Raw genomic sequence first — 21,630 nt, 5'->3', positions numbered from 1 at the left:
TACCTCTGTTCGGCCAGGAGTGCCCTCAAGTATGGCCGACGCACGCCTGGCGGTCAGAGACGGAATTGCCGCACCGCGCCATTCAGCTCACCGGCCAGGCAGGCCAGGTCGGTGCTGGCGGTAGCGGTCTGGCTGGCCCCTGCGGCGTTCTGGGTGGACAGGTCGCGAATGCTGGTGAGGTTGCGATCCACCTCGCGGGCCACCTGGGCCTGCTCTTCGGTGGCGGCGGAGATGCTCAGGTTGCGTTCGGTGATCTGCACGATGTGACGGCCGATCTCGGCCAGGGCCTCGCCAGCGGCGGCAGCCACCTCCAGGCAGGCAGCGGCCTGCTGATTGCTGGTGGCCATGGCGTCCACCGCCTTGCCCGCGCCGCCCTGGATGGCGCCGATCATGTCTTCGATCTCGCCGGTGGACTGCTGGGTGCGGGCCGCCAGGGCCCGCACCTCGTCGGCCACCACGGCAAAGCCACGGCCTGCCTCGCCCGCGCGGGCGGCTTCGATGGCGGCGTTGAGCGCCAGCAGATTGGTCTGCTCGGCGATGCCGCGGATGACATCGAGCACCCCGCTGATGCGCTGCACCTGGGTGGCCAGGCCATCGATCTCGCCGCTGCTGGAGGCCACGGCCGCGTGCAGGGCGTGGATGGTGGTCAGGGTCTCCTCGACCCGGCGCTGCCCCAGATCGGCGGAGCTGCGGCTGTCCTGCGCAGCGGCGCTGGCGGCAGAGGCATTGCGCGCCACCTCCTCTACGGCGGTGGTCATCTGGTTGACCGCGGTGGCGGCCTGGGCCAGTTCGTCGTTCTGCCGCTGAATGCCGCGCAGGCCGGTCTCGGTGACTGCCGACATCTCCTCGGAGGTGGATGCCAGGGTGTTGGACGACAGGGTCAGCCGCTCCAGGGTCCCGCGCAGGTTGTCCTGCATCCGCGCCATGGCGGCGAGCAGCCGTCCGGGTTCGTCGCGCCCGTCCTGCTCCACCGACCGGCTGAGGTCGTTGGCGGCGATCCGCTCAGCCACCGCCAAGGCTTTTTCCAGCGGCCCGGTGAGGCTGCGGGTGAAGCGCCAGGCCAGCAGCAGAGTGCCGGCCAGGGCTGCCAGCATCACGGCCACAGTGATGGCGATGGTGGTGCGATAGGTGGCCATGGAAGCCTCGGCCAGGCGCGTGACCTTGCCATCGACCAGACCGGCGAGTTCGTTGACGGTGGCGCTCAGGGCGTTGCCGCTGTGTGCCATCTCGCCGTCCTGGCCACTGAGCTTGAGCAGCTCGGTGTCATTCTGGTCGTCCAGTGCCTTCAGGTAGCGGGCCTGGTTGTTCAGGTAGGTGGCCAGCTGGCTGGTCATGCGGCTATAGACCTCACGTCCCCGGTCGGTGAGCAGCAGGCCTTCGAATTGGCGCACATGCTTTTCCAGGGCGGCCTTGGCCGTCTCGATATTCTGGTGCACGGCCTGGGTCTCGGCCTGGGAGCTGGCCAGCATCAACGCCTGGTTGTGCATGCGCAGACTCAGCAGATCGGCACGAATCTCGCCGATGGTCTGGACGCTGGGAATCACGTTGCCGACGATCTGCTCCTCGCCCTCCTTGATGACACGATTCTGACCGAGGGAAAACAGGCCGAGGCCGATCACCAGCAAGGCGAAGAAGCCAAAGGCGACCAGGGCGCGCGGGGCGATGTTGAGGGAGCGTAGCTTCACCGGAGACACCTCAAAAGATGATTAGCCCCCTCATGATCGGCCGAACGGCGCCAGGCTTTAGGGTTCGCTGGCGCCTGGCGGACGATTTACCTCCTGCTCCTGTCCCACATCGCTCAACAGTGTCTGCGCCAGGCGTTTCGCGCCAGCCACATCGGCCTTGCCGGTGCCCAGTTTCGGCAGGCTGTCCACCGCCAGCCAGACCGAGGGCAACAGCAGTCCACCCACCCCCAGGGCCAGCAGGGTCTTCTCTATCGCGGCGCGGTCGAGCTCACCGGTGTGCAGTACCACGATGCGCTCACCCTTCCTGGCATCGGGCAGATTGACCGCCAGCAGCTCGATCTCCGGATCGGCCACCGCCTTGGCCAGAACCTGCTCCACGGCGCCCAGGCTGACCATCTCGCCGCCGATCTTGGCGAAGCGCGAATAGCGATCGACGATGGTGAGAAAGCCATCTTCGTCCAGCCGGCCCTGGTCGCCCGTCACGTACCAGCGCTCGCCGTCGATGTCACGGATGGCCTTGGCGGTGCGTTCGGGATCGTTCAGATAGCCCTGCATCAGCTGCGGCCCGCCGATCAGCACCATGCCGGCCTCGCCAGTGGGCAATTCGGCGAAGGTCTGGGGATCGACGATCTTGAGTCCGGTTCCCGGCAGGGGCATGCCCACGGTGCCGAGCTTGCCGCCGCGCTGCACCTGCAGATAGCTGACGTCCAGGGCGTCGGGCAGGTTGACCGAGGCCACCGGGGCGGTCTCGGTAGCGCCGTACCCCTCGTAGATGTCCTGATTGAACTTGAGCTTGAAGGCCTCGCGTACCGCCGGATCCAGCCGCTCGGCACCGGCCACCACGATGCGCAGGCTCTCCAGCATCAGCGGATGCACCTTGGCGTTGCGCACGAACAGTCGCAGGAAGGTGGAGGTGCCGCAAAGCACCGTGGCGCGGTGGGTCGCCACCGCCTTGGCGATGCCGGCCACGTCGGTCGGATCGGCCTGGCAGGCCACCGGCAGCCCTTCGATCAGCGGCAGGAACTGGGTCACGGTGAGACCGAAGGCGTGGAACAGCGGCAGCGACGCCATGAAGACGTCGTCGTCCTGGGTGTTGAGCACGTCCGAGGTCTGCTTGAGGTTGGCCATGATGTTTCTATGGCTGAGCATCACCCCCTTGGGCGTGCCCTCGCTGCCACTGGAAAAGAGGATGGCGGCGGTGGCCTCGGGATCGTGGGCGCGGCTCACCAGCACCTGCAGCATGGCGGTGGGCAGCAGCCGCACCGCCAGCCAGTTCGCCAGCAACTCGGCCTTGCCGATACCGGCGCGAAGCTCCTCCAGATCCACCACCTCGCGTCCGCTGAGCAACTCATCCACCGGCAGGCCGCGCTTCTTCAGGCGTTCGAGAAACCGCTTGGAGGTGTAGACGGTACGGATACCGGCCTGATCCAGCCCGGAGCGCAGCGCCTCGGGCGTGGCGGTGTAATTGAGGTTGACCAGCGTCTTGCCGGCCAGTAGCACCGCCATGTTGGCCAGCATGCCGCCGCTGCTGGTCGGCAGCAGCAGGCCAAGATTTGCCTCGGGCTGCTTACGCATCCGCCGCGCCAGGCAGGCGGCGCCGGTGAGCGCCTGGGCGGCCTTGAGCGGCGCCCCCAGGTCGTCCGCCAGGGCCAGGCCGTTGGGTCGCCGCTTGACACTGGCGACCCAGGCATCGGCCAGCGACGGCAGCCCCTGCATATAGCGCTCCCAGGAACGGATCGACAATTCGAAGATGCGGCGCTTGAGCACGTCGGCCGGGGTGTCCTTGGACAGCGCCTTGCCGAAGGCCACTACCACCTCGCGGTGCAGCGGGCTGTCGCGCAGCTCCTTGAGCTTGCTCGAAGAACGCGAGAACTGGCTACCCCAGAGGCCGCGCAGGTAGAAGGGCACGATCTGCACCTCCGGGCCGACCCGCTCGCAGGCCTTTTCGTAGCCACGGCGGAATTCGCCGAGCTGGCCGGTACGGCTGATGGCGCCTTCGGGGAACAGGCAGACCACCTCCCCCGCACTCAGCAGGCCAGCCACCTGCTCCAGCGCCGCGCCGGCGCCGCTGCCCTGGGCGATGGGCAGGCACCCCATCGCCTTGAGGAAGGGCTTCAGGTACCAGCGCTCATAGATCGACCTGAGCATCACGAAGCGCACCGGCCGCGGACTGGCGATCTGCACCATGGCCCAGTCGACCCAGCTGATGTGGTTGCCCAACAGCAGCACCCCGCCCTGCGCCGGCAGGTTCTGCAGCCCCTGGACCTGGATGCGGTAGTGACGGGTGACCATCAGGCCGAGCAGGAAGCGCACCAGACTCTGGGGCAGCTTCCACACCGTGTAGGCCCCGCCGATCATGGCCACGGCCGCGATCAGCAGGAGCAGCCAGCGACTGTCCAGGCCGAGCAGGGCAATCACCGCGGTGAGTACCAGAAAGCTCAGCATGGCCACGTTCTGCACCCAGTTGTTGGCGGCCAGCACGGTACCGAGCTGGTCTTCGCGGGCATGGAACTGGATCAGGGCATTGAGCGGAACGATGAACAGGCCGCCCATCAGGCCGATGAAGACGAAATTGAGCGCATGCACCAGGGCCGAACTGGGCGCCGGCAGCCACCACAGGCCAAGGGCGATGCCCAGGGCGCCTACCGGGATCAGCCCGGTCTCGATGCGCCCGCGCGAGGCCCGGCTGGCCAGGGACGAGCCGATGGCGATGCCGATCCCGGCGCAGGCCAGGATGCCCTGCAACAGCAGCACGTTGTCGATGCCCAGGTGATCCTTGGCATAGGCCGGAAAGCTCGCCAGTAGCACCTGGCCCACTGACCAGAACACCGCCAGGCCAATGATCGACAGGCGGATCACCGGATTCTCGCCGATCACCGCCAGGTTGCGTCGGGCACTGCGCAGCCGCACATAGGCGTGCCAGTCGAACGGCTGCTGCGCCTTGGGTTCTTCCAGGATCGGCAGACGATAGAGCAGCGCCACCTCGGCCAGGCTGCAGAGCACCAGCAGCCAGCCCAGCGGGGCGATGTCCTGCAGGATGGCGTGAGGCGTGGCGTGGTCTTCGCCCAGGTGCAGCTGGAAGAAAGCGGTGAAGACCACGGTGCCGGCCAGGATGGCGATGATGGAATTGGCCTGCACCAGGCCGTTGCCCTCGGCCAGCCGCTGCTTGCCGAACAGCGCCTTGATATAGCCGTACTTGGCCGGTGAATAGAAGGTCGCCTGGATGGCCAGCAAGAGCGTCATGGCGAAGGCCAGTTCGAACAGCCCGGCGTAATAGGCCAGGGTGATGCCGAGGGTAATGGCCACCGCCGCCCAACCGCCGAGGCGCAATACCCTGACCTTGGCGAAGCGATCGGCCACATGGCCGGAGGGACTGAACAGCAGGATGAAGGGCAACAGCATCATGCCGTTGACCAGGGCGGTCAGCACCACCTGGGTGGAACCGTCATAGACCTTGAACACGGTGTTCTGGATGACGATCTTGTGGCCAAGATCGACGAAGGCGTTGAGAAAGACGGCGATCAGGTAGGGCCAAGCCCCCTTGATCCGGTGCATCTTGTCCATGCGGAGTCTCTTTCGAGCAGGGGAATCCGTAGCCTGAGTGAGACGCCCTGGCAGCGCAAGCAGCGCCATTGGTCAACAAATATGCGAATCAGGGCTATACAAGCTCGTGAAAGCGAGTATGGTGTGGGCACTGCTACTGCAATAGTTACTCGATACCTGCTTGATGTTGCTTCATTTTCATCTCCTGGCTCGTCTCACTCTCGCATTACAGTCCCGCTAGCGAATGTCTCGCTAACGTGGTTGTTCCCCCTACACCTGGAGATACTCATGTCCAATCGTGAAAATGGCACCGTCAAGTGGTTCAACGATGAGAAAGGCTACGGCTTCATCACCCCGGAAAGCGGCGCCGACCTGTTCGTGCACTACCGCTCCATCGAAAGCGCCGGCTTCAAGAGCCTGAGCGAAGGCCAGAAGGTCACTTTCGTGGCTGTCAAAGGCCAGAAGGGTATGCAAGCTGACCAGGTTCAAGTCGTCTAACGACTGATCCGGTTGCAGAAAGGCCCCGCTTCGGCGGGGCTTTTTCGTGGGCGCAAATAAAGATCCTTACCATTAAGACCCCTGACCCACACCTACGGTCTTCGAGATGGTTTTGCGATCCGTCTTACCAGCTAGCATGCATGGCTTTACGTCCGAGCAATCATGCCTCCCTCCTCGCTTTTCGCCGCCTATCGCGAAATTCTCACCCCTGTAGACGTTGCGTTACTCGACCAGAGTCGGCACGCCGACCCTATCTATGCAGGATTGTCCGGACTGTTTCTAGCCGGCCACTCGCCTAATCTAACGACTGCAAGCAGGCGGGTGATGGTTGTCGGGCGGGAAACACGGCAATGGAACGTTCTGCAAGCAGATAGGCGGTTTATCGACAAAGATGATTACCTGAAAAAAGCTACTGCAGAGTCTCAGAACTATCTGAAAAAAGCTTTAGCGCAATCCGCGGATCCTGGCTGCAGTTTCTTTAATTTAATGCGCGACCTCGCTATCCGGTATGGGCAAGATGGGATCATCTGGGCGAACCTCTTCTGCTTTTCGTGGAAGAGCGGATCACCCATGAAGACAGACCTGTTCAACACGATTCGCGACATTTCCGAACGCTTGTTAAAGGCCCAGATAATCCATCTGCGGCCAGACGTGATCATTTTTGCCAACGGCTCGAGCTCGGCACGCGTTCGCCAAGTCTTCTTCCCGCATAAAAATCCAGGCAGTGTCTGTAGCAACAGTCGTCACTACACGGAAATGGGAATCGCAAAGGGGCAGCTCTGGTCATTCCGTTTATACGGAGAGATACCCTGCTATCGCATTCAGCATCCCAGCTCTCGCAGCCGCCAAGCTCGTGCCGCACGTGCCGCTTTGCTGCAACTTCTAGAATCCGAGCAGCTCAGCCCTTGTCATACGCCCTTTCCAACGCCTCATTGAGTGTCCTTAGCACCTTGACCCGCGCGAATCGCTTGTCGTTGGCCTCCACCAGCGTCCAGGGCGCGATGGCTGTGCTGGTCTGCACCACCATGTCGTTGACGGCCTGGCTGTAGAGATCCCACTTGTCGCGATTGCGCCAGTCGTCCTCGGTGATCTTGAATCGCTTGAAGGGTGTTTCCTCGCGGGCGCGGAAACGCTCCAGCTGGGTGTCCTGGTCGATGGCCAGCCAGAACTTGGCCAGCACGATGCCAGCGTCGTGGAGCTGTTCCTCGAATTCGTTGATCTCGCCATAGGCGCGCTGCCAATCGGCCATGGGCGTCAGTTCTTCCACCCGCTCCACCAGCACCCGGCCGTACCAGGAACGATCGAAGATGGTGAAATTGCCCTGCCGCGGGATGTGCCGCCAGAAGCGCCAGAGATAGGGCTGGGCCAGTTCCTCGTCGCTGGGCGCGGCGACCGGGACGATGCGGTACTGGCGTGGGTCCAGGGCGCCGGTGACGCGGCGGATGGCACTGCCCTTGCCAGCGGCGTCATTGCCCTCGAAGGCCGCCACCAGGGCGTGGCGGCGATACTTCTTGTCACGCAGCAATCGGGCCAGGCGCGCCTGTTCGGCGAGCAACTGATCGTTGTAGTCGGCCTTGTCCAGGCGCTGGGTCAGGTCCATGGCCTCCAGCACACCGCGACCATCCACCGGCGGCGACACCACGGCGGCGGCCCGGCGCTGCTTGCGCGGCTTGTTGGCCAGGGCGCGCTGCAAGGCCTTGAGCAGCACGGTGCCGACGGTCAGGCTGCGAAAACGCTCGTCGAAGCCGGGCACCACGTGCCAGGGGGCGTAGTCGTGATGGGTGCGGCGCACCACGCGTTCGCCCTGCTTGACGAAGCGGTCGTAGACCCGGGCCTGGCGCCAGTCCAGCGGACTGAGCTTCCAGCCCAGGCGGGGATCGTTCTTGAGGTGCTTCAAACGCTGCTTGAGCTGGCTCTTGGACAGATGGAACCAGAACTTGAGGATCAGCGCGCCCTCGTCCGCGAGCATCCGCTCGAAGCGCTCGGCCTGGTCGATGGCGGCGTCCAGCTCGAAGCGGCTGAGCTCCTTGTTGACCCGCGCGTGCAGCATCTGGCTGTACCAGTTGCCGAAGAAGACACCGGTCCGGCCCTTGCCCGGCAGCCGCTGCCAGTAACGCCAGGCAGGCGGATGCTGGCGCTCCTCGACGGTGGGCTGCAGAAAGGTCTCGACCCGGATCAGGCGCGGATCCATCCACTCGTTGAGCAGCTTGACCGTCTCGCCCTTGCCGGCGCCCTCGATGCCATTGATCAGCACGATCACCGGGAAACGCCCCTGCGCCTTGAGTTCGTACTGGGCGGCCAGCAGTGCCTCGCGCAGCTTGGGCAGCTTGGCATCGTAGGTGGCCTCGTCGAGCAGGTGTTCGTTCTCGGCGGCTTCGAACATCCGGATCTCCTCGCTAGGTGGTCGGGCAACTATAGCCCTTCTGACCGGCTCTGCAGCAGACCGTGCCCGGCGCGGATTTCCATGACGGCAATATGACGATTAAATGAAATTTGGCATCTACGGCTGTTGCAGTGGTCTTCACACCATTACGCTCCCGCGCTAGCGGGTGCTGCAGTCTATCTATTGAGGAGAGTTCGATGGCCTTTCGTTTCGATGCGCGGCAACCGGCTGACGAGGAAGTCCGCCGAGTGGTGACGGATCGTCTGGTCCAGGCTGAAGCGTCGCTGGCGAGCGGGACCCCCAAGGGGGTGCACGAGACGCGCAAGCGCCTCAAGGAATTGCGTGCCCTGCTGCGTCTGCTGCACGGCGCCCTCGGCAAGCGCGCCTTCGCCAGTCGCAACCGGCGCCTGCGCGACCTAGGGCGCGAGCTCTCTTCGCTGCGCGACAGCGCCGCCTTGGTGGAGAGCTGGGACAAGCTGGGCGAGTCCGATCGCAAGCGTTTCGCCTCGCCCGCCATGAAGCGCGTGCGCCAGCGCCTGCAGGAGCGCGCCGACCAGCAGATCGCCGCGGCCAGCGGTCATCCCGAACTGCTCGACGAACTGGCGGCCCTGCGCGAGGAGGTAGCCGGCTGGAAGCTCTCCGGAAAGGGCTTCGCCCTCTTCACCCGAGGACTGGAAGACAACTACAAGGCCGGGCGCCAGGCGCTCAAGACCGCTCGCGACAAGCCCACCGACGAGACCCTGCACGACTGGCGCAAGCGAGTGAAGGATCACTGGTACCACACCCAGTTGCTCGCCGCGGCCTGGCCGGCGGAATTCAAGACGCGCCAGAAGAGCCTCAAGCGCCTCTCGGAACACCTGGGCGACGACCACGACCTGGCGGTGATGCAGCAGCTGCTGGAAAGCGAGCCGACGCTGTTCGGCGCCAGCAACACCCGCCAGGCCATTGGCGAAAGCCTGGCCCTGCAACGCGAGCGCCTGCAGGTGAAAGCCTTTTCCCTGGGCCTGCGCCTCTACCTCGACAAGCCCACCGCCCTCGCCGAGCGCTGGCGCGATCTCTGGCGCCTGGCCAGCCACCCTTATGCACCCCGCAAGGCCAAGGGCAAATCCAAGGCGGCACCGGCTGGATTGCTGCCGCATCTGGTCGAAGAATCCCGTACCTGAGGGCCTGCTCGGGGGATTTGTCGCCCGTGGTGGTGGTCCAAGCCAGGACATACCACCACGACGAGGTCTCGCGCGATGAAATCCAAGCTGCTCGCTTCCCTGTTTGCCTGTTCCGTCCTGGCCAGCACCGCGGCCCTGGCCGACCAGCCCGGTGCTGACTGGATGCCCATGAACGACGTCAAGTCCAAGCTCATGGAGCAGGGCTATACCTCGATCACCAAGATCGAAGCCGATGACGGTCAGTGGGAAGGCGAAGGCATGAAGAAAGATGGTATGAAGTACGACTTCCATGCCGACGCCAAGACCGGCAAGATCACCAAGGAAAAGATGGACATGTGATCTCTCGGGATCTGGCCATACGGCCAGGTCCCCTTCGCCCTACCATCTCCTCCCGCACCCTCTTCGTCCGGTCGGCCCGTCCTGAGCCACCTTTCTTCACCTAGGAACCTCCATGTACAGTACCGCTTTGGTCGAGCTGCTGCGCACCCACGAGCGGGCGCTGCTCGACGCCTGGATCGGCGCCCAGCGCGCCGCCGGCATGCGCGTCGACCTACTCGACGAAACCACCATCCTGGCCAATTCCGCCGAGTTCCTGCGGCGGATCACGGTAGCCGCGGCCCAGGGTCTCGGGGACCTGCGCGAGCCGCACTGGCAGCCGGTACGGGCGCTGCTGGAGCGCTTCTCCTTCGACCAGAGCCGGGCGGGCCTGACGCCTTCGCAGACGGCGACCTTCGTCTTCTCGCTCAAGGAACCGCTGTTCACCCTGATCCAGAACGAGTGTGACGATCCCCTCGCCGAAATCTGGGCCGCCACCCGGCTGATCGACGACCTCGGCCTGTACAGCATGGAAAGCTACATGACGGGTCGCGAGACGGTGATCCGCGAGCAGCAGGAAAGCATGCTGGAGCTGTCCACCCCCGTGGTGGAGCTGTGGGACGGCATCCTGGCCATTCCGTTGATCGGCGCGCTGGACAGCAACCGCACCCAGGTGGTGATGGAGTCGCTGCTGGAAAAGATCGTCCAGACCGAATCCGACATCGCCATCATCGACATCACCGGTGTGCCCACGGTGGACACCATGGTCGCCCAGCACCTGCTCAAGACCGTGACCGCCGCGCGGCTGATGGGCGCCCAGTGCATCATCAGCGGCATCCGCCCGCAGATCGCCGCCACCATCGTCCACCTGGGCGTGGAACTCGGCGATGTGATCACCAAGGCGTCCCTGGCCGATGCCTTCCGCCTGGCCTTGCGCCAGCAGGGCGTGCGCCTGGCCGCCCCGACCGCGCGCTGAGGAGCCCGCCATGATCGACCGGATTCCCATCCTCAAACTGGGTCCCTTCCTGTTGCTGAGCATCCAGGTGGACATGCACGACCAGCTGGCGCTGGACCTGCAGGAAGACCTCACCGAGCAGATCGTCCGGCACAAGGCCAAGGGCGTGCTCATCGACATCTCGGCCCTGGAAATCGTCGATTCCTTCATTGGCCGGATGCTGTCCCATATCGCCCAGGTATCGCGCATCCTCGATGCCAAGGTGATCGTGGTCGGCATGCAGCCGGCGGTGGCCATCACCCTGGTGGAACTGGGGCTGTCGCTGGAGGGCATCGCCACGGCGCTGAACATGGAAAAGGGCATGCGCCGCTTGGAAGCCATGGTCGCCGACGACGAATCGCTGGAGGAGTCAGAGAGTGGCGAAGATGCAGACGCTTCCACTCCGCCAGGAGACTGACATCGTGCTGATCCGTCAGCAGGTGCGCAAGGTCGCCGAAGCCATCCGCCTGGGGCTGATCTCCCAGACCAAGATCGTCACCGCGGCCAGCGAGATCGCGCGTAACGGTCTGGTCTACGGCCTGGGCGGCGAGTGCCTGATCGAGGAGACGGTGCGGGCCGGCAAGCCGGCGATCCGTCTGGTGATCCGCGACAACGGTCCGGGCATCGCCGACCTCGACCGCGCCATGGTCGATGGCTACACCTCGGGCAAGGGCCTGGGTCTGGGGCTCTCCGGTTCGCGACGGCTGGTGGACGACTTCCATATCGATAGCCAGCCCGGCCAGGGCACGACCGTCGAATTGTGGAAGTGGCGATGAACGAGCAGCCGTGCAGCCTGGTGCTGCCGGTGACCAGCACGGTCCATGTCGATGCCGCGCGGCGCGCGTTGGTGCGGCTGGCGGGCACCGTCACCACCGACGAAACCCTGCTCGGGCGGCTGACCATCGTCGCTCAGGAACTGGGTTACAACCTGATCCGCCATGCGGGTCACGGCGAGCTTTTCGCGACGCTGGGCGCCGAAGGCGTGCTCGATGTCCTGGCGGTTGATCGCGGCCCGGGCATGCACGACGTCGCCCGCTGCCTGACCGATCACTACAGCACCGCGGCCACCCTGGGGGCAGGTCTCGGAGCGATCCGCCGGCAATCCGATGTCTTCGATATCCACTCGCGACCGGGTCAAGGAACCGTGGTGCTGGCGCGCTTTCATCTCGCTGGGGCACCCAGTACCCGTCTGCAGCATGGCGCCCTCTGCACGCCGCACCCCGAGGAGCAGGTCTGTGGCGACACCTGGGCGGTCAGCGGGCGTCGCCTGCTGGTATGCGATGGCCTGGGACACGGCCAGCAGGCCGCCGCGGCCAGTCGCCGGGCGCGGGAGCTGTTCCTGCGCCAGGGCACGCACCTGCCCCTGCAGCGGCTGATGGAAAATCTGCATCAGGCCCTGATGGAAACCCGCGGCGCGGCCCTGGCCCTCGCCGAGCTGGACCCCGATCAGGGGCAGGTGAGCTTCTGTGGCATCGGCAACATCGCCGGGCGCCTGCTCGGCAACACCTCGCGCAGTCTGGTGTCCAACAATGGCACCCTGGGCTACCGGATCGGTCGGATCCAGACCTTCACCTACCCTTGGACGCCAGGCACCCTGCTGGTGTTGAACTCCGACGGACTGACCTCCAAGGTCGGCCTGGGCGAGCACTCCGGGCTCGGGGCGCGCCATCCCGCGCTGATCGCAGCGCTCCTGCATCGTGACTTCCGGCGTCTTTCCGACGATGCCACCGTTTTGGTACTCAAGCATGTTTGACGCCCTGCCCCTGCTGACCCTTCCCTTGCGCAGCGAGCAGGACATCGTGCACTGCCGCCAGGCGGCCAAACGCCTGGCCGCGGCCCTGGAATGGCCGGTACTGGAGCAGATCCGCCTGGCTACCGCGGTCTCGGAGCTGGCGCGCAACATTCATCAGTACGCGGGCAGCGGCCAGTTCGACTTCGCCCTGCTGCGCGGCGACGACCAGCGGCTGCGAGGGCTGCAGGTCCGCGCCCTCGACCAGGGCCCGGGTATCGCCGAGCTGGAGGCCATCCGCGACGGCAGCTATCGCTCCAGCACCGGCATGGGCATCGGCCTGCGCGGCGCCCAGCGGCTGTTCGACGAGTTCGATCTCCAGACCTCCCCTGCCGGCACCCGGATCACCGCCTGCAAGTACCAGGCGCCGCGGCCCTGGCCCGAGCAGGACGTGCTACGCGCCCTGGTCGTCGAATTGCAAGGCAGTACGCCGCCCGATCCCTATCAGCAGATCCGCCTGCAGAGCGAAGAGCTGCTGCTGACCAACACCGAGCTGCAATTGCGCCAGTCGGAGCTGGAGGTCACCAACAAGGAGCTGGAAAACACCAATCAGGGCGTGGTGGCGCTCTATTCGGAACTGGAAAAAGCTACCCAGGAACTCAAGGAGGCCAGCGAGGCGAAGACGCGTTTCTTCTCCAACATGACCCATGAATTCCGTACCCCGATCAACATCATCGAGAACGTCGCCAAGCTGCTCGCCAGTGGTGTGGATGGCGCGCTCAATGCCGAGCAGCAGCGCCAGGTACGCTTCATCAGCGACGCCGCGCTGGAGCTGGCCAATCTGGTCAGCGAGTTGCTGGCGCTGGCCGAGGTGCAGTCCGGCCGCCTGACCATCGTGCCCCAGCCGTTCCAGCTGGGCGCCTTCATCGAGCGCCTCGACCAGTTCGCCATGGCCCTGGCGCCGCGCTATCCTCAAGTCAGCTTCAGCGTCGCCCCGCCGCCGGCGGAGGTGCTGCTGGAAACCGACGAGAGCCGGCTGTTCCAGGTGCTGCGCAATCTGATCTCCAACGCCTTCAAGTACACCCCCCAGGGGCAGGTGCGCATCCAGGTGTTCCAGCCGGACGACGCCACCCTGGAATTCCTGGTGGAAGACAGCGGGATCGGCATCGCCGAGGAAGACCAGCAGAAGATCTTCGAGGAGTTCGAGCGCATCCGCTCGCCGCACCTGACCCATATCGAAGGCACAGGCCTGGGCCTGCCCCTGGCCCAGCGCCTGGCCGTGCTGCTCAAGGGCGAGTTGTCCCTCGACAGCCTGGTCGGACGGGGCAGTCGCTTCACCCTGCGGCTGCCCCGTCGCTACGTCAGTGACGCGGAGGCCGGACAGGAGCTGGATCTCAGCAACCTGACCGTGCTGGTGATCGAAGACAACGAAGGCGATCGCTATCTGGTCCGTCGCACCCTCGAACGCCTCAACCCGGTCCTGCTGGAGGCCGACAGCGCCCTTAGCAGCCTGGATCGCCTCAATGCCGTGCGCCCGGACATCATCATCCTCGACCTCGATCTGCCGGACATCAACGGCGAAGACCTGCTCGCCAGCATGGACTGGAGCATGCATCGCCGAGTGCTGATCAACACCGCCCAGCCACTGGACGAAGCCGGTCGCCTGCGGCTGCAGGACTATTGCCGCGCCATCCTGTTCAAGCACGCCCCCGATCATGCCGAACGGTTGCTCGCCGAGGTCTGCGCCCTGGCGCGGAGCCTAACCGATGACTAGCCCTGTGCGGCGTATCCTCATCATCGATGACACCGAGGCCAATCGCTATGTGCTGCGCAAGATCCTGGAAGGTCAGCCGCACTACCAGGTGCTCGAAGCGGCCAGCGGCACCGCCGGGCTGGCGCTGATCGACGCGTCGGTCGAGCTGGTGATCATCGACGTCAACCTGCCGGACACCACCGGCTTCGAACTGATCCAGGCCATCGAGCACAAGCTGGGCTGGGGTCGCCTGCCCGCCATCATCAATATCTCGGCCACCTTCGTGTCTGGCCTGGACCGGGCGCAGGGCTTCAATACCGGCGCCCAGGCCTATCTGACCCATCCGATCAGTCCGGAAGAGGTGCTGGCCACTGTCGGTGCCCTGCTCAAGGCCAGTTCCCGGGTCGGACACATGGAGCAGCAGCGCAATTCGGCCATCGCCCGCAGCGAGAACCTGCAGGCGGAAAAGGTCATGCTCGAACGCTTCATGAGATCGCTCAACCATGATCTGCGCTCACCACTCACCGCCGCTACCATGGTGGTCAACCTGATGCAGCGCAGTCCGGCGCGGCGTACCGACGACCTCCTGCAGACGCTGCACGACAATCTGCAGCGGATGAACCAGATGATCACCGACGTGCTGGACATCAGTCACATGAGTCTGGGCGGCGGCGTCCGCCTCAACGGCGATCCCCTGGTGCTGGGGCCACTGCTGGAAGAGGCGGCGGCCAATCTGCGCCTGCAATTCAGCAATGCGCTCGACCTTCGGCTGGAGACGCCCGAGCTGGAGGTGCTCTGGGACAGGTACGCCTTCCTGCGTATCTTCGACAACCTGGTGCTCAACGCCGCCAAGCATGGCCAGAGCGGTACGCCGATCCAGGTGCGCCAGCAGCGGATCGGGGAGCGGGTGGTACTGGAATTGCGCAACCTCGGCCAGTTCCCCGACGAGGTCCTGGCCAATCTGGCCACGCCCTATTTCATCTCCACCCGCAGCGACAAACGCGGCTGGGGTCTGGGCCTGCCCATCGTCAAGGCGCTCAGCGAAAGCTTTGGTGGCGAGGCGCGCTTCGCCAACGGCGCGGGCGAGGTGATCATCACCCTGCACCTGCCGTTGCGGCTGGCCTAGCGCGCTGGTTGTAGGTTGGGCTGAGCGCAGCGAAGCCCAACACCACCACGGCACTCTGCCTTGTTGGGCTTCGATAATGAAGCTGTCTCAGCCCAACCTACCCTTGCCGTCAGAACTCGATCTGCACATCCCCCTTCGGAATGCTGCAGCAGGACAGGATATAGCCTTCGGCTTCATCTTCCTCGGTGATGCCACCGTTGTGGTCCATGACCACCTCGCCGCTCTTCTTGAGCACCTTGCAGGTCCCGCAGATGCCCATGCCGCAGGCCTTGGGAATGTGCAGGCCAAGCTTGGCCGCGGCGCCGTGGATGGTCTCGCCAGGGCCGATGCTGACGCTCTTGTCGCTTTCGGTGAAGGAGATCAGGCACTGGGCTTCCAGGGGAATCGGCGGCAGGTCGGCGGCGGCTTCGGCCTGTTCGGCGGCCTCGACCTTGGCTTCCGGCGGCGTCGCGCCGAAGGATTCCTCGTGGTAGCGGGTCATGTCGAAGTCCAGCTCGCGGAGCATGGCCTTGACGGCGTTCATGTAGGGCGTGGGGCCGCAGCAGAAGATCTCGCGCTCGCGGAAGTCCGGCGCCATCAGCTCCAGCATGCGGCGATCGAAGTAGCCACGGAAGCCGGCCCAGGATTCGCCGTGCTCGGTGCGCTCGCACACCAGGTTCAGGGCGAAGTTGTCGATCCGGGCAGCCATGTGCTCCAGCTCGCCCTGGTAGATGATGTCGCGCGGGGTGCGGGCGCTGTGCACGAAGACCATGTCGACGCTGGCGTTGGTGTCGTAGAACCAGCGCGCCATGGACATCACCGGGGTGATACCGACGCCGCCGGAGAGGTAGAGCACCTTGTCGGCCGGGTAGTCGATGGCGTTGAACAGGCCGACCGGGCCATGCACGGCCAGGTTCTCACCGACCTTGAGGTTGTCGTGCAGCCAGTTGGACACCAGGCCGCCCGGCACGCGCTTGACGGTGATGGAGAAGCTGTAGGGCACCGAAGGTGAACTGGAGATGGTGTAGGAACGCATCACCTGCTTGCCATCGATCTCCAGTTCCAGGGTCACGAACTGGCCCGGCTTGAAGAAGTACATCAGCGGAATTTCGGCCGTGAAGCAGAAGGTGCGCACGTCCCAGGTTTCCTGGATCACCTTGACGCAGCGCACGGGATGGCGGCCATTGGTCCAGGTCTGGGTGGTAACAGGGTTGATGAAAGTATTCATGGCGCACCTCGACTGCCACTGGGGCTATTGGCGGCGATTCTGTGAGGGCCCCACGACCGCCACTTTCCCAATCGCGACATCCACATGCCGATGGCGACCGGCCCAGCAACGGCAAGGGCTGGGGCGTCGTGAACAGCGTCGGCCATGTCGCCCATGAGCAAGGCCCTCTCCCAGCTCCGGCCCCACACTCCGCCCCAAGCCGAACCCGAACAGCGCGCGACGGGCGAAGTCTGGGATCATTCGGCGCTCCCGCCCCGTCGGCCGAAAAAGCCTTGCAGTACCGTGACCAACCACTTTCGCCACCCATCGCGGTGGCCACGAGGATGTACGATGGACGTCAGCACCTTGAGTTTGGGCGACCCTCTCGATCCGGCCCGCAAGGCCACGGCCGAGATGCTGCGCACCCGCGAGCGCACCTATTCCCTGCCCCAACCCTTCTACAACGACGAGCGCCTGTTCCAGATCGACATGCAGGAGATCTTCGGCAAGGAGTGGCTGATCGCCGGCATGACCTGCGAGATCCCCACCAAGGGCAACTTCATCACCCTGCAGCTGGGTGACAATCCCATCCTGGTGATCCGTGGCGCCGAGGGCAAGATCCACGCCTTCCACAACGTCTGCCGTCACCGCGGCTCGCGCCTCTGCGTGAGCGACAAGGGCAAGGTCGCCAAGCTGGTCTGCCCCTACCACCAGTGGACCTACGAGCTGGACGGCCGCCTGCTGTTCGCCGGCACCGAGATGGGCGCCGACTTCAATATGGCCGACTTCAACCTCAAGCCGATCCACGTCAAGACCGCTGGCGGCTACATCTTCATCTCCCTGGCCGATGAACCGCCGGCCATCGACGACTTCCTGCGTACGCTCGAGCACTACATGGAGCCGTACGACATGGAGAACGCCAAGGTCGCGGTGCGTACCGACCTGGTCGAGCAGGCCAACTGGAAGCTGGTGCTGGAAAACAACCGCGAGTGCTATCACTGCAGCGGCTCCCACCCCGAATTGCTGAACACCCTGCTGGAATGGGACGACGTCACCGATCCGCGTGCCTCCCAGGCGTTCAAGGATCAGGTCGCCGCCTGCACCAGTCGCTGGGACGCCGACAACATCCCCTATGCCCACGCCAGCTTCGGCCTGCGCAACCGCATCGTGCGCATGCCGCTGCTCGCCGGCACCGTGTCCATGACCCTGGACGGCAAGCCCGGCTGCAAGAAACTCATGGGTCGCATCAAGGACCCGGACCTGGGTTCCATGCGCATCCTGCACCTGCCGCACTCCTGGAACCACTGCATGGGCGATCACATGATCGTCTTCACCGTCTGGCCGCTGGGTCCGACCGAGACCGTGGTGACCACCAAGTGGCTGGTACACAAGGATGCCGTGGAAGGCGTCGACTACGATCCGGTCAACCTGCGCAAGGTCTGGGATGCCACCAACGACCAGGATCGTCGCCTGGCCGAGGAAAACCAGCGCGGTATCAACTCCAAGGCCTACCAGCCGGGTCCCTACTCAAAGACTTACGAATTCGGCGTGATCAACTTCATCGACTGGTACAGCGAGCGCCTGCTCAACAACCTCGGCGAAGAGGCGCCAGCCGGCCATCTGCGCCAGGTCAGCGGCGACTGAAGACGGTTGGTCTTTCATCGCCCATGGAGCCGCAAGGGCTCCATGGGCATTTCAATAATCTGTCTTTATGGCAATGCGGTTTTTTGACGCACCCTTATTTCGCGTCTTTATTCTAAAACATCACATAAAGTTGTGAGCCTGGTCACATTTTGTACCCTCTTCCACAGGCTCATCATGACTCTTCGCTCGCTGTCCATCGCTACTCGCAATCTGCTCTGTTTTGGCATTCTTGCGACGCTTGTCGCTGCCCTCGGCTTGTTCAGCTGGTTCCAGTTGGCGCAAATCCGCCAGTTGGGGCACCAGGTAGAACAGCGCCATATTCCCACGCTCGTCGCTGCTAATGATTTGGGACTGCTGCTGGCGCGAACCCGCATCGAAACCCTGCGTCTGCTGGCCATGCCCGATGCCGAAACCCTGGCCAACACCCGCAAGAAGTTGGACGGCCTGAGTACCGACGTCCAGGCCGCCTTCGGGCGCTATCAGCAAGGTGCGCTATCGCCACAGAGCCGGCAGGCACTGGACGATCTGCGCCAGGTGCACCGGGAATACATGCAGGGCGTGCGGCAACTGGCCGACCTGGCCAGTGCCGGCCAGATGGCCGAGGCGCGCCAGGTAGTCCAGCAGAGCATGGCACAGCTGGGTATCCGGATGAATGCCTGCATCGAGACGCTGCGCAACGCGGTTCAGCAGGATATCCATATTGCCAGTACCGAGGCCGATACCGCCTATGAGCGCTCAAACGGCGTGACCGGGCTGGCGATCCTGCTGGCTCTGACCCTCACCGGGTTGCTCGCCTGGCGCCTGACACGTAGCGTCGCCCGCCCCATCGCCCAGGCAGTGGCGGCAGCCCGTACCATCGCCGCGGGTGATCTGACCCAGGCGCTCGATAGCCGTGGTAGGGACGAGGCGGCCCAGCTGTTGCAGGCCATGCAGCAGATGCAGACCCAGTTGCGCGAGACCCTCGCGCACATTGGCGATTCGGCCACTCAGCTGGCTTCGGCCGCCGAGGAGATGACCGCGGTGACTCAGGAAAGCGCCCACGGCCTGCGCCAGCAGAACAGCGAGATCGAGCTGGCGGCCACCGCCGTCACCGAGATGAGCCAGGCGGTCGAAGAGGTCGCCGGCAATGCCGGTTCGACCTCCACCGCGTCGCGCCAGGCCGCCCAGACGGCGGCCCAGGGCCAGCGCCAGCTGGATGAGACCCTCGGAGCCATCGAAGCCCTCACCGACCAGGTCCTCGGCGCCAGTGCCCAGGCCCGTGAGCTGGAAAGCCAGACTCGCGACATCAGTCAGGTACTGGACGTGATCCGTGCGGTGGCCGAGCAGACCAATCTGCTGGCGCTCAACGCCGCCATCGAGGCCGCCCGAGCCGGTGAGGCGGGCCGCGGCTTCGCCGTGGTGGCCGACGAGGTACGGGCCCTGGCCAAGCGCACCGGGGACTCGACCAGCGAGATCGAGAAGATGATCGGCAGTATCCAGCAGGGCACTGGCCAGACCGTCGATGCGCTGCTGAGCAGTGCCGATCAGGCACGCCTGACCCGGGAACAGGCCCAGGCGGCCAATGCCGGCCTCGCTGCCATCGCAGGTGCGGTATCCGGCATCGACGAACGCAACCTGCTGATCGCCAGCGCTGCCGAGCAGCAGGCCCAGGTGGCCCGTGAAGTGGATCGCAACCTGGTACGCATCCGCGACCTCTCGGTGCAGACCGCCGCCGGCGCCGAGCAGACCTACAGTGCCAGCCAGCAGATGGCGGCACTGGCGGATACCCTCAGCGGCCAGGTGCAGCGCTTCCAGTTCTAGCGGCAAGTCGAACATGGCGAATGGTCAGCCCGGACGCCGTGTCGGTGCCTAGATCCGATTTAAGACGAATGACCATCAAGTCACGGCGGTCCTAGCCGTTACAAGGGGCCTCAATCTTCACCGGGGCTGCCGCCGTGACCTTTCGTTCCTTCTCCATCGCCATCCGCAGTGTGCTGTGTTTCGGCCTCCTGGCCATCCTCGTGGCCAGTCTGGGCCTGTTCGGGCTGCTGCAACTGTCGCAGATCCGTACCCAGGGTCAGGTAATCGAGACCAACAACGTCCCCAGCATCGTCGAAGCCGACAACCTGGCCCTGCAACTCGCCCGGACCCGGGTCGAGGTGCTACGCCTGCTGGCGATTCCGGACGCCGCCACCGTCGCCGCCACGCGCAAGAAGATCGATGGCATCAACGCCGACATCGAAGCCGGTTTCGGTCGCTATGAAAAACTCATCAGCGCTGATCGTGAGCGCCAGGCCTTCGACGCCCTGCGCCAGATCCAGCGCGACTACAGCCGTTACACGGGCCAACTCGCCGATCTCATCAATGCCGGCAAGCTCGACGATGCCCGTAGCCTGATCCAGACCAGCATGGCCCAGCTCGGTGCGCAGATGAACGAGCGCACCGAAGCCCTGCGCAAGATCAACCAGGAAGACATCAAGGCTGCCTCCCAGAACTCCAGCGACACCTACACCCAGGCCACCTCCATCACCTGGATGGTCATCGCCCTGGCCCTGGGCCTGACCGTGCTGCTGGCCTGGCGCCTGACCCTGAGCATGACCCGGCCCATCGCCGAAGCCGTCGCCGCCGCCCGGACCATCGCCAGCGGCGACCTGACCCAGACCCTGGACACCCGTGGTCACGACGAGGCCGCCCAGTTGCTGCAGGCCATGCAGCAGATGCAGGCCAACCTGCGCGATACCCTGGGTCACCTGGGCCATTCCGCTACTCAGCTGGCCTCGGCCGCCGAGGAAATGACCGCGGTCATGCAGGAAAGCGCCCACGGCCTGCAGCAGCAGAACAGCGAGATCGAGATGGCGGCCACCGCCGTCACCGAGATGAGCCAGGCGGTGGACGAGGTGGCCGGCAATGCCACCTCCACCTCTTCCGAATCGCGCCAGGCCGCCGATACCGCACGTCAGGGCCAGCGTCAGCTCGGCGATACCCTGGGCGCCATCGAGGTGCTCACCGAAAACGTACTGGGCGCCAGCGAACAGGCCCGCCAGCTGGCCGAACAGACCCGCAACATCAGCCAGGTGCTGGACGTCATCCGCGCGGTCGCCGAACAGACCAACCTGCTGGCGCTCAACGCTGCCATCGAAGCCGCCCGTGCCGGTGACGCCGGTCGGGGGTTCGCCGTGGTCGCCGACGAGGTCCGCGCCCTGGCCCATCGCACCGGCGAGTCCACCCGCGAAATCGAAGGCATGATCGGCAGCATCCAGCAGGGTACCGGCCAGACCGTCGATGCGCTGCTGACCAGCGCCGACCAGGCGCGCCAGACCCGCGAGCAGGCACAGTCGGCCAACGCCGCCCTGGCCGCCATCGCCCAGTCGGTGTCGGGCATCGACGAGCGCAACCTGGTGATCGCCAGCGCCGCCGAAGAGCAGGCCCAGGTGGCCCGCGAGGTGGACCGCAATCTGGTGCGCATCCGCGATCTGTCGGTGCAGACCGCCGCCGGCGCCGAACAGACCCGCGCCGCCAGCCAGCAGCTCTCCGAACTGGCGGTGGAGCTCAACGGCCAGATCCGCCGCTTCCGCGTGTGACCTGGCCGGCAGGGACGCTCCTGCCGAACGCGGTCGCGGTGGCAAAACAGA

General features: G+C 65.0%; 17 protein-coding genes and 1 pseudogene. 14 read left to right on the top strand and 4 right to left on the bottom strand.

What is annotated here, in order from left to right:
* Positions 1 to 53: 53 nt before the first annotated feature.
* Positions 54 to 1,685: a methyl-accepting chemotaxis protein gene (locus tag PJ259_RS16440; protein ID WP_271653512.1), complete on the bottom strand. Its 1,632-nt coding sequence runs from the start codon at positions 1,683 to 1,685 to the stop codon at positions 54 to 56.
* A 57-nt stretch (positions 1,686 to 1,742) separates the two neighbouring features.
* Entirely contained in the window at positions 1,743 to 5,249 is a 3,507-nt protein-coding gene (locus PJ259_RS16435; RefSeq protein ID WP_271653511.1) for an acyl-[ACP]--phospholipid O-acyltransferase, read from the bottom strand.
* Between the two features lie 267 nt (positions 5,250 to 5,516).
* Here PJ259_RS16435 and PJ259_RS16430 point away from each other — a divergent pair, with 267 nt between their 5' ends.
* The gene (locus tag PJ259_RS16430; RefSeq protein WP_007160189.1) at positions 5,517 to 5,726 is read left to right on the top strand and encodes a cold-shock protein; all 210 of its coding nucleotides are present in this window, start codon (positions 5,517 to 5,519) and stop codon (positions 5,724 to 5,726) included.
* Positions 5,727 to 5,888: 162 nt separating this feature from the next.
* Positions 5,889 to 6,662 (top strand): hypothetical protein, encoded by a 774-nt coding sequence (locus PJ259_RS16425; protein ID WP_271653510.1) that lies wholly within the window; start codon positions 5,889 to 5,891, stop codon positions 6,660 to 6,662.
* Here PJ259_RS16425 and pap read toward each other — a convergent pair.
* Positions 6,625 to 8,109: a polyphosphate:AMP phosphotransferase gene (pap, locus tag PJ259_RS16420; RefSeq protein ID WP_059313051.1), complete on the bottom strand. Its 1,485-nt coding sequence runs from the start codon at positions 8,107 to 8,109 to the stop codon at positions 6,625 to 6,627. The genes PJ259_RS16425 and pap overlap by 38 nt on opposite strands.
* 197 nt (positions 8,110 to 8,306) lie before the next feature.
* Here pap and PJ259_RS16415 point away from each other — a divergent pair, with 197 nt between their 5' ends.
* The 8 genes from PJ259_RS16415 (at position 8,307) to PJ259_RS16380 (ending at position 15,189) form a co-directional block, all read left to right on the top strand.
* On the top strand, positions 8,307 to 9,272 hold the full coding sequence (locus tag PJ259_RS16415; RefSeq protein ID WP_271653509.1) for a CHAD domain-containing protein: 966 nt from the start codon (positions 8,307 to 8,309) through the stop codon (positions 9,270 to 9,272).
* A gap of 75 nt (positions 9,273 to 9,347) precedes the next feature.
* Entirely contained in the window at positions 9,348 to 9,611 is a 264-nt protein-coding gene (locus PJ259_RS16410; protein ID WP_007160186.1) for a PepSY domain-containing protein, read from the top strand.
* A 112-nt stretch (positions 9,612 to 9,723) separates the two neighbouring features.
* Positions 9,724 to 10,563, top strand: coding sequence for an STAS domain-containing protein (locus PJ259_RS16405; RefSeq protein WP_271653508.1), 840 nt, complete (start codon positions 9,724 to 9,726; stop codon positions 10,561 to 10,563).
* A gap of 13 nt (positions 10,564 to 10,576) precedes the next feature.
* On the top strand, positions 10,577 to 10,999 hold the full coding sequence (locus tag PJ259_RS16400) for an STAS domain-containing protein (RefSeq protein WP_271655885.1): 423 nt from the start codon (positions 10,577 to 10,579) through the stop codon (positions 10,997 to 10,999).
* A gap of 4 nt (positions 11,000 to 11,003) precedes the next feature.
* Positions 11,004 to 11,357: an ATP-binding protein gene (locus PJ259_RS16395; protein ID WP_059313047.1), complete on the top strand. Its 354-nt coding sequence runs from the start codon at positions 11,004 to 11,006 to the stop codon at positions 11,355 to 11,357.
* Complete coding sequence (locus PJ259_RS16390) at positions 11,354 to 12,334, top strand: SpoIIE family protein phosphatase (protein WP_059313046.1); 981 nt, start codon at positions 11,354 to 11,356, stop codon at positions 12,332 to 12,334. Before PJ259_RS16395 ends, PJ259_RS16390 begins: the two co-directional genes overlap by 4 nt.
* On the top strand, positions 12,327 to 14,084 hold the full coding sequence (locus PJ259_RS16385; RefSeq protein WP_271653507.1) for an ATP-binding protein: 1,758 nt from the start codon (positions 12,327 to 12,329) through the stop codon (positions 14,082 to 14,084). Before PJ259_RS16390 ends, PJ259_RS16385 begins: the two co-directional genes overlap by 8 nt.
* Entirely contained in the window at positions 14,077 to 15,189 is a 1,113-nt protein-coding gene (locus tag PJ259_RS16380) for a hybrid sensor histidine kinase/response regulator (protein ID WP_271653506.1), read from the top strand. Before PJ259_RS16385 ends, PJ259_RS16380 begins: the two co-directional genes overlap by 8 nt.
* 109 nt (positions 15,190 to 15,298) lie before the next feature.
* Here the strand turns inward: PJ259_RS16380 and PJ259_RS16375 are convergent, their stop codons facing one another.
* On the bottom strand, positions 15,299 to 16,396 hold the full coding sequence (locus PJ259_RS16375; RefSeq protein ID WP_271653505.1) for a hybrid-cluster NAD(P)-dependent oxidoreductase: 1,098 nt from the start codon (positions 16,394 to 16,396) through the stop codon (positions 15,299 to 15,301).
* A 330-nt stretch (positions 16,397 to 16,726) separates the two neighbouring features.
* Between PJ259_RS16375 and gbcA the strand changes: the two genes are divergently transcribed.
* The 4 genes and pseudogenes from gbcA (at position 16,727) to PJ259_RS16360 (ending at position 21,579) form a co-directional block, all read left to right on the top strand.
* Entirely contained in the window at positions 16,727 to 18,019 is a 1,293-nt protein-coding gene (gene gbcA / locus PJ259_RS16370) for a glycine-betaine demethylase subunit GbcA (protein WP_059313042.1), read from the top strand.
* Positions 18,020 to 18,193: 174 nt separating this feature from the next.
* Positions 18,194 to 18,721, top strand: a pseudogene (locus PJ259_RS23005) (MCP four helix bundle domain-containing protein); the annotation flags it as partial.
* 42 nt (positions 18,722 to 18,763) lie between these two features.
* Complete coding sequence (locus PJ259_RS23000; RefSeq protein WP_442964901.1) at positions 18,764 to 19,819, top strand: methyl-accepting chemotaxis protein; 1,056 nt, start codon at positions 18,764 to 18,766, stop codon at positions 19,817 to 19,819.
* A 134-nt stretch (positions 19,820 to 19,953) separates the two neighbouring features.
* Entirely contained in the window at positions 19,954 to 21,579 is a 1,626-nt protein-coding gene (locus tag PJ259_RS16360) for a methyl-accepting chemotaxis protein (RefSeq protein WP_271653503.1), read from the top strand.
* Positions 21,580 to 21,630: the final 51 nt, after the last annotated feature.

Origin of the sequence: Pseudomonas sp. JBR1, from assembly GCF_028198185.1 — a bacterium.
Classification (GTDB): domain Bacteria; phylum Pseudomonadota; class Gammaproteobacteria; order Pseudomonadales; family Pseudomonadaceae; genus Chryseomonas; species Chryseomonas oryzihabitans_E.
The sequence above is the reverse complement of the archived record's forward strand: the minus strand, read 5'-3'. Positions and strand labels throughout refer to the sequence as shown.

Bases quoted from the DNA above. Each gene is read 5' to 3' on its own strand.
- PJ259_RS16435 (WP_271653511.1), bottom strand. From the start codon at position 5,249: ATGGACAAGATGCACCGGATCAAGGGGGCTTGGCCCTACCTGATCGCC.
- PJ259_RS16430 (WP_007160189.1), top strand. From the start codon at position 5,517: ATGTCCAATCGTGAAAATGGCACCGTCAAGTGGTTCAACGATGAGAAA.
- PJ259_RS16425 (WP_271653510.1), top strand. From the start codon at position 5,889: ATGCCTCCCTCCTCGCTTTTCGCCGCCTATCGCGAAATTCTCACCCCT.
- pap (WP_059313051.1), bottom strand. From the start codon at position 8,109: ATGTTCGAAGCCGCCGAGAACGAACACCTGCTCGACGAGGCCACCTAC.
- PJ259_RS16415 (WP_271653509.1), top strand. From the start codon at position 8,307: ATGGCCTTTCGTTTCGATGCGCGGCAACCGGCTGACGAGGAAGTCCGC.
- PJ259_RS16410 (WP_007160186.1), top strand. From the start codon at position 9,348: ATGAAATCCAAGCTGCTCGCTTCCCTGTTTGCCTGTTCCGTCCTGGCC.
- PJ259_RS16405 (WP_271653508.1), top strand. From the start codon at position 9,724: ATGTACAGTACCGCTTTGGTCGAGCTGCTGCGCACCCACGAGCGGGCG.
- PJ259_RS16390 (WP_059313046.1), top strand. From the start codon at position 11,354: ATGAACGAGCAGCCGTGCAGCCTGGTGCTGCCGGTGACCAGCACGGTC.
- PJ259_RS16385 (WP_271653507.1), top strand. From the start codon at position 12,327: ATGTTTGACGCCCTGCCCCTGCTGACCCTTCCCTTGCGCAGCGAGCAG.
- PJ259_RS16380 (WP_271653506.1), top strand. From the start codon at position 14,077: ATGACTAGCCCTGTGCGGCGTATCCTCATCATCGATGACACCGAGGCC.
- PJ259_RS16375 (WP_271653505.1), bottom strand. From the start codon at position 16,396: ATGAATACTTTCATCAACCCTGTTACCACCCAGACCTGGACCAATGGC.
- gbcA (WP_059313042.1), top strand. From the start codon at position 16,727: ATGGACGTCAGCACCTTGAGTTTGGGCGACCCTCTCGATCCGGCCCGC.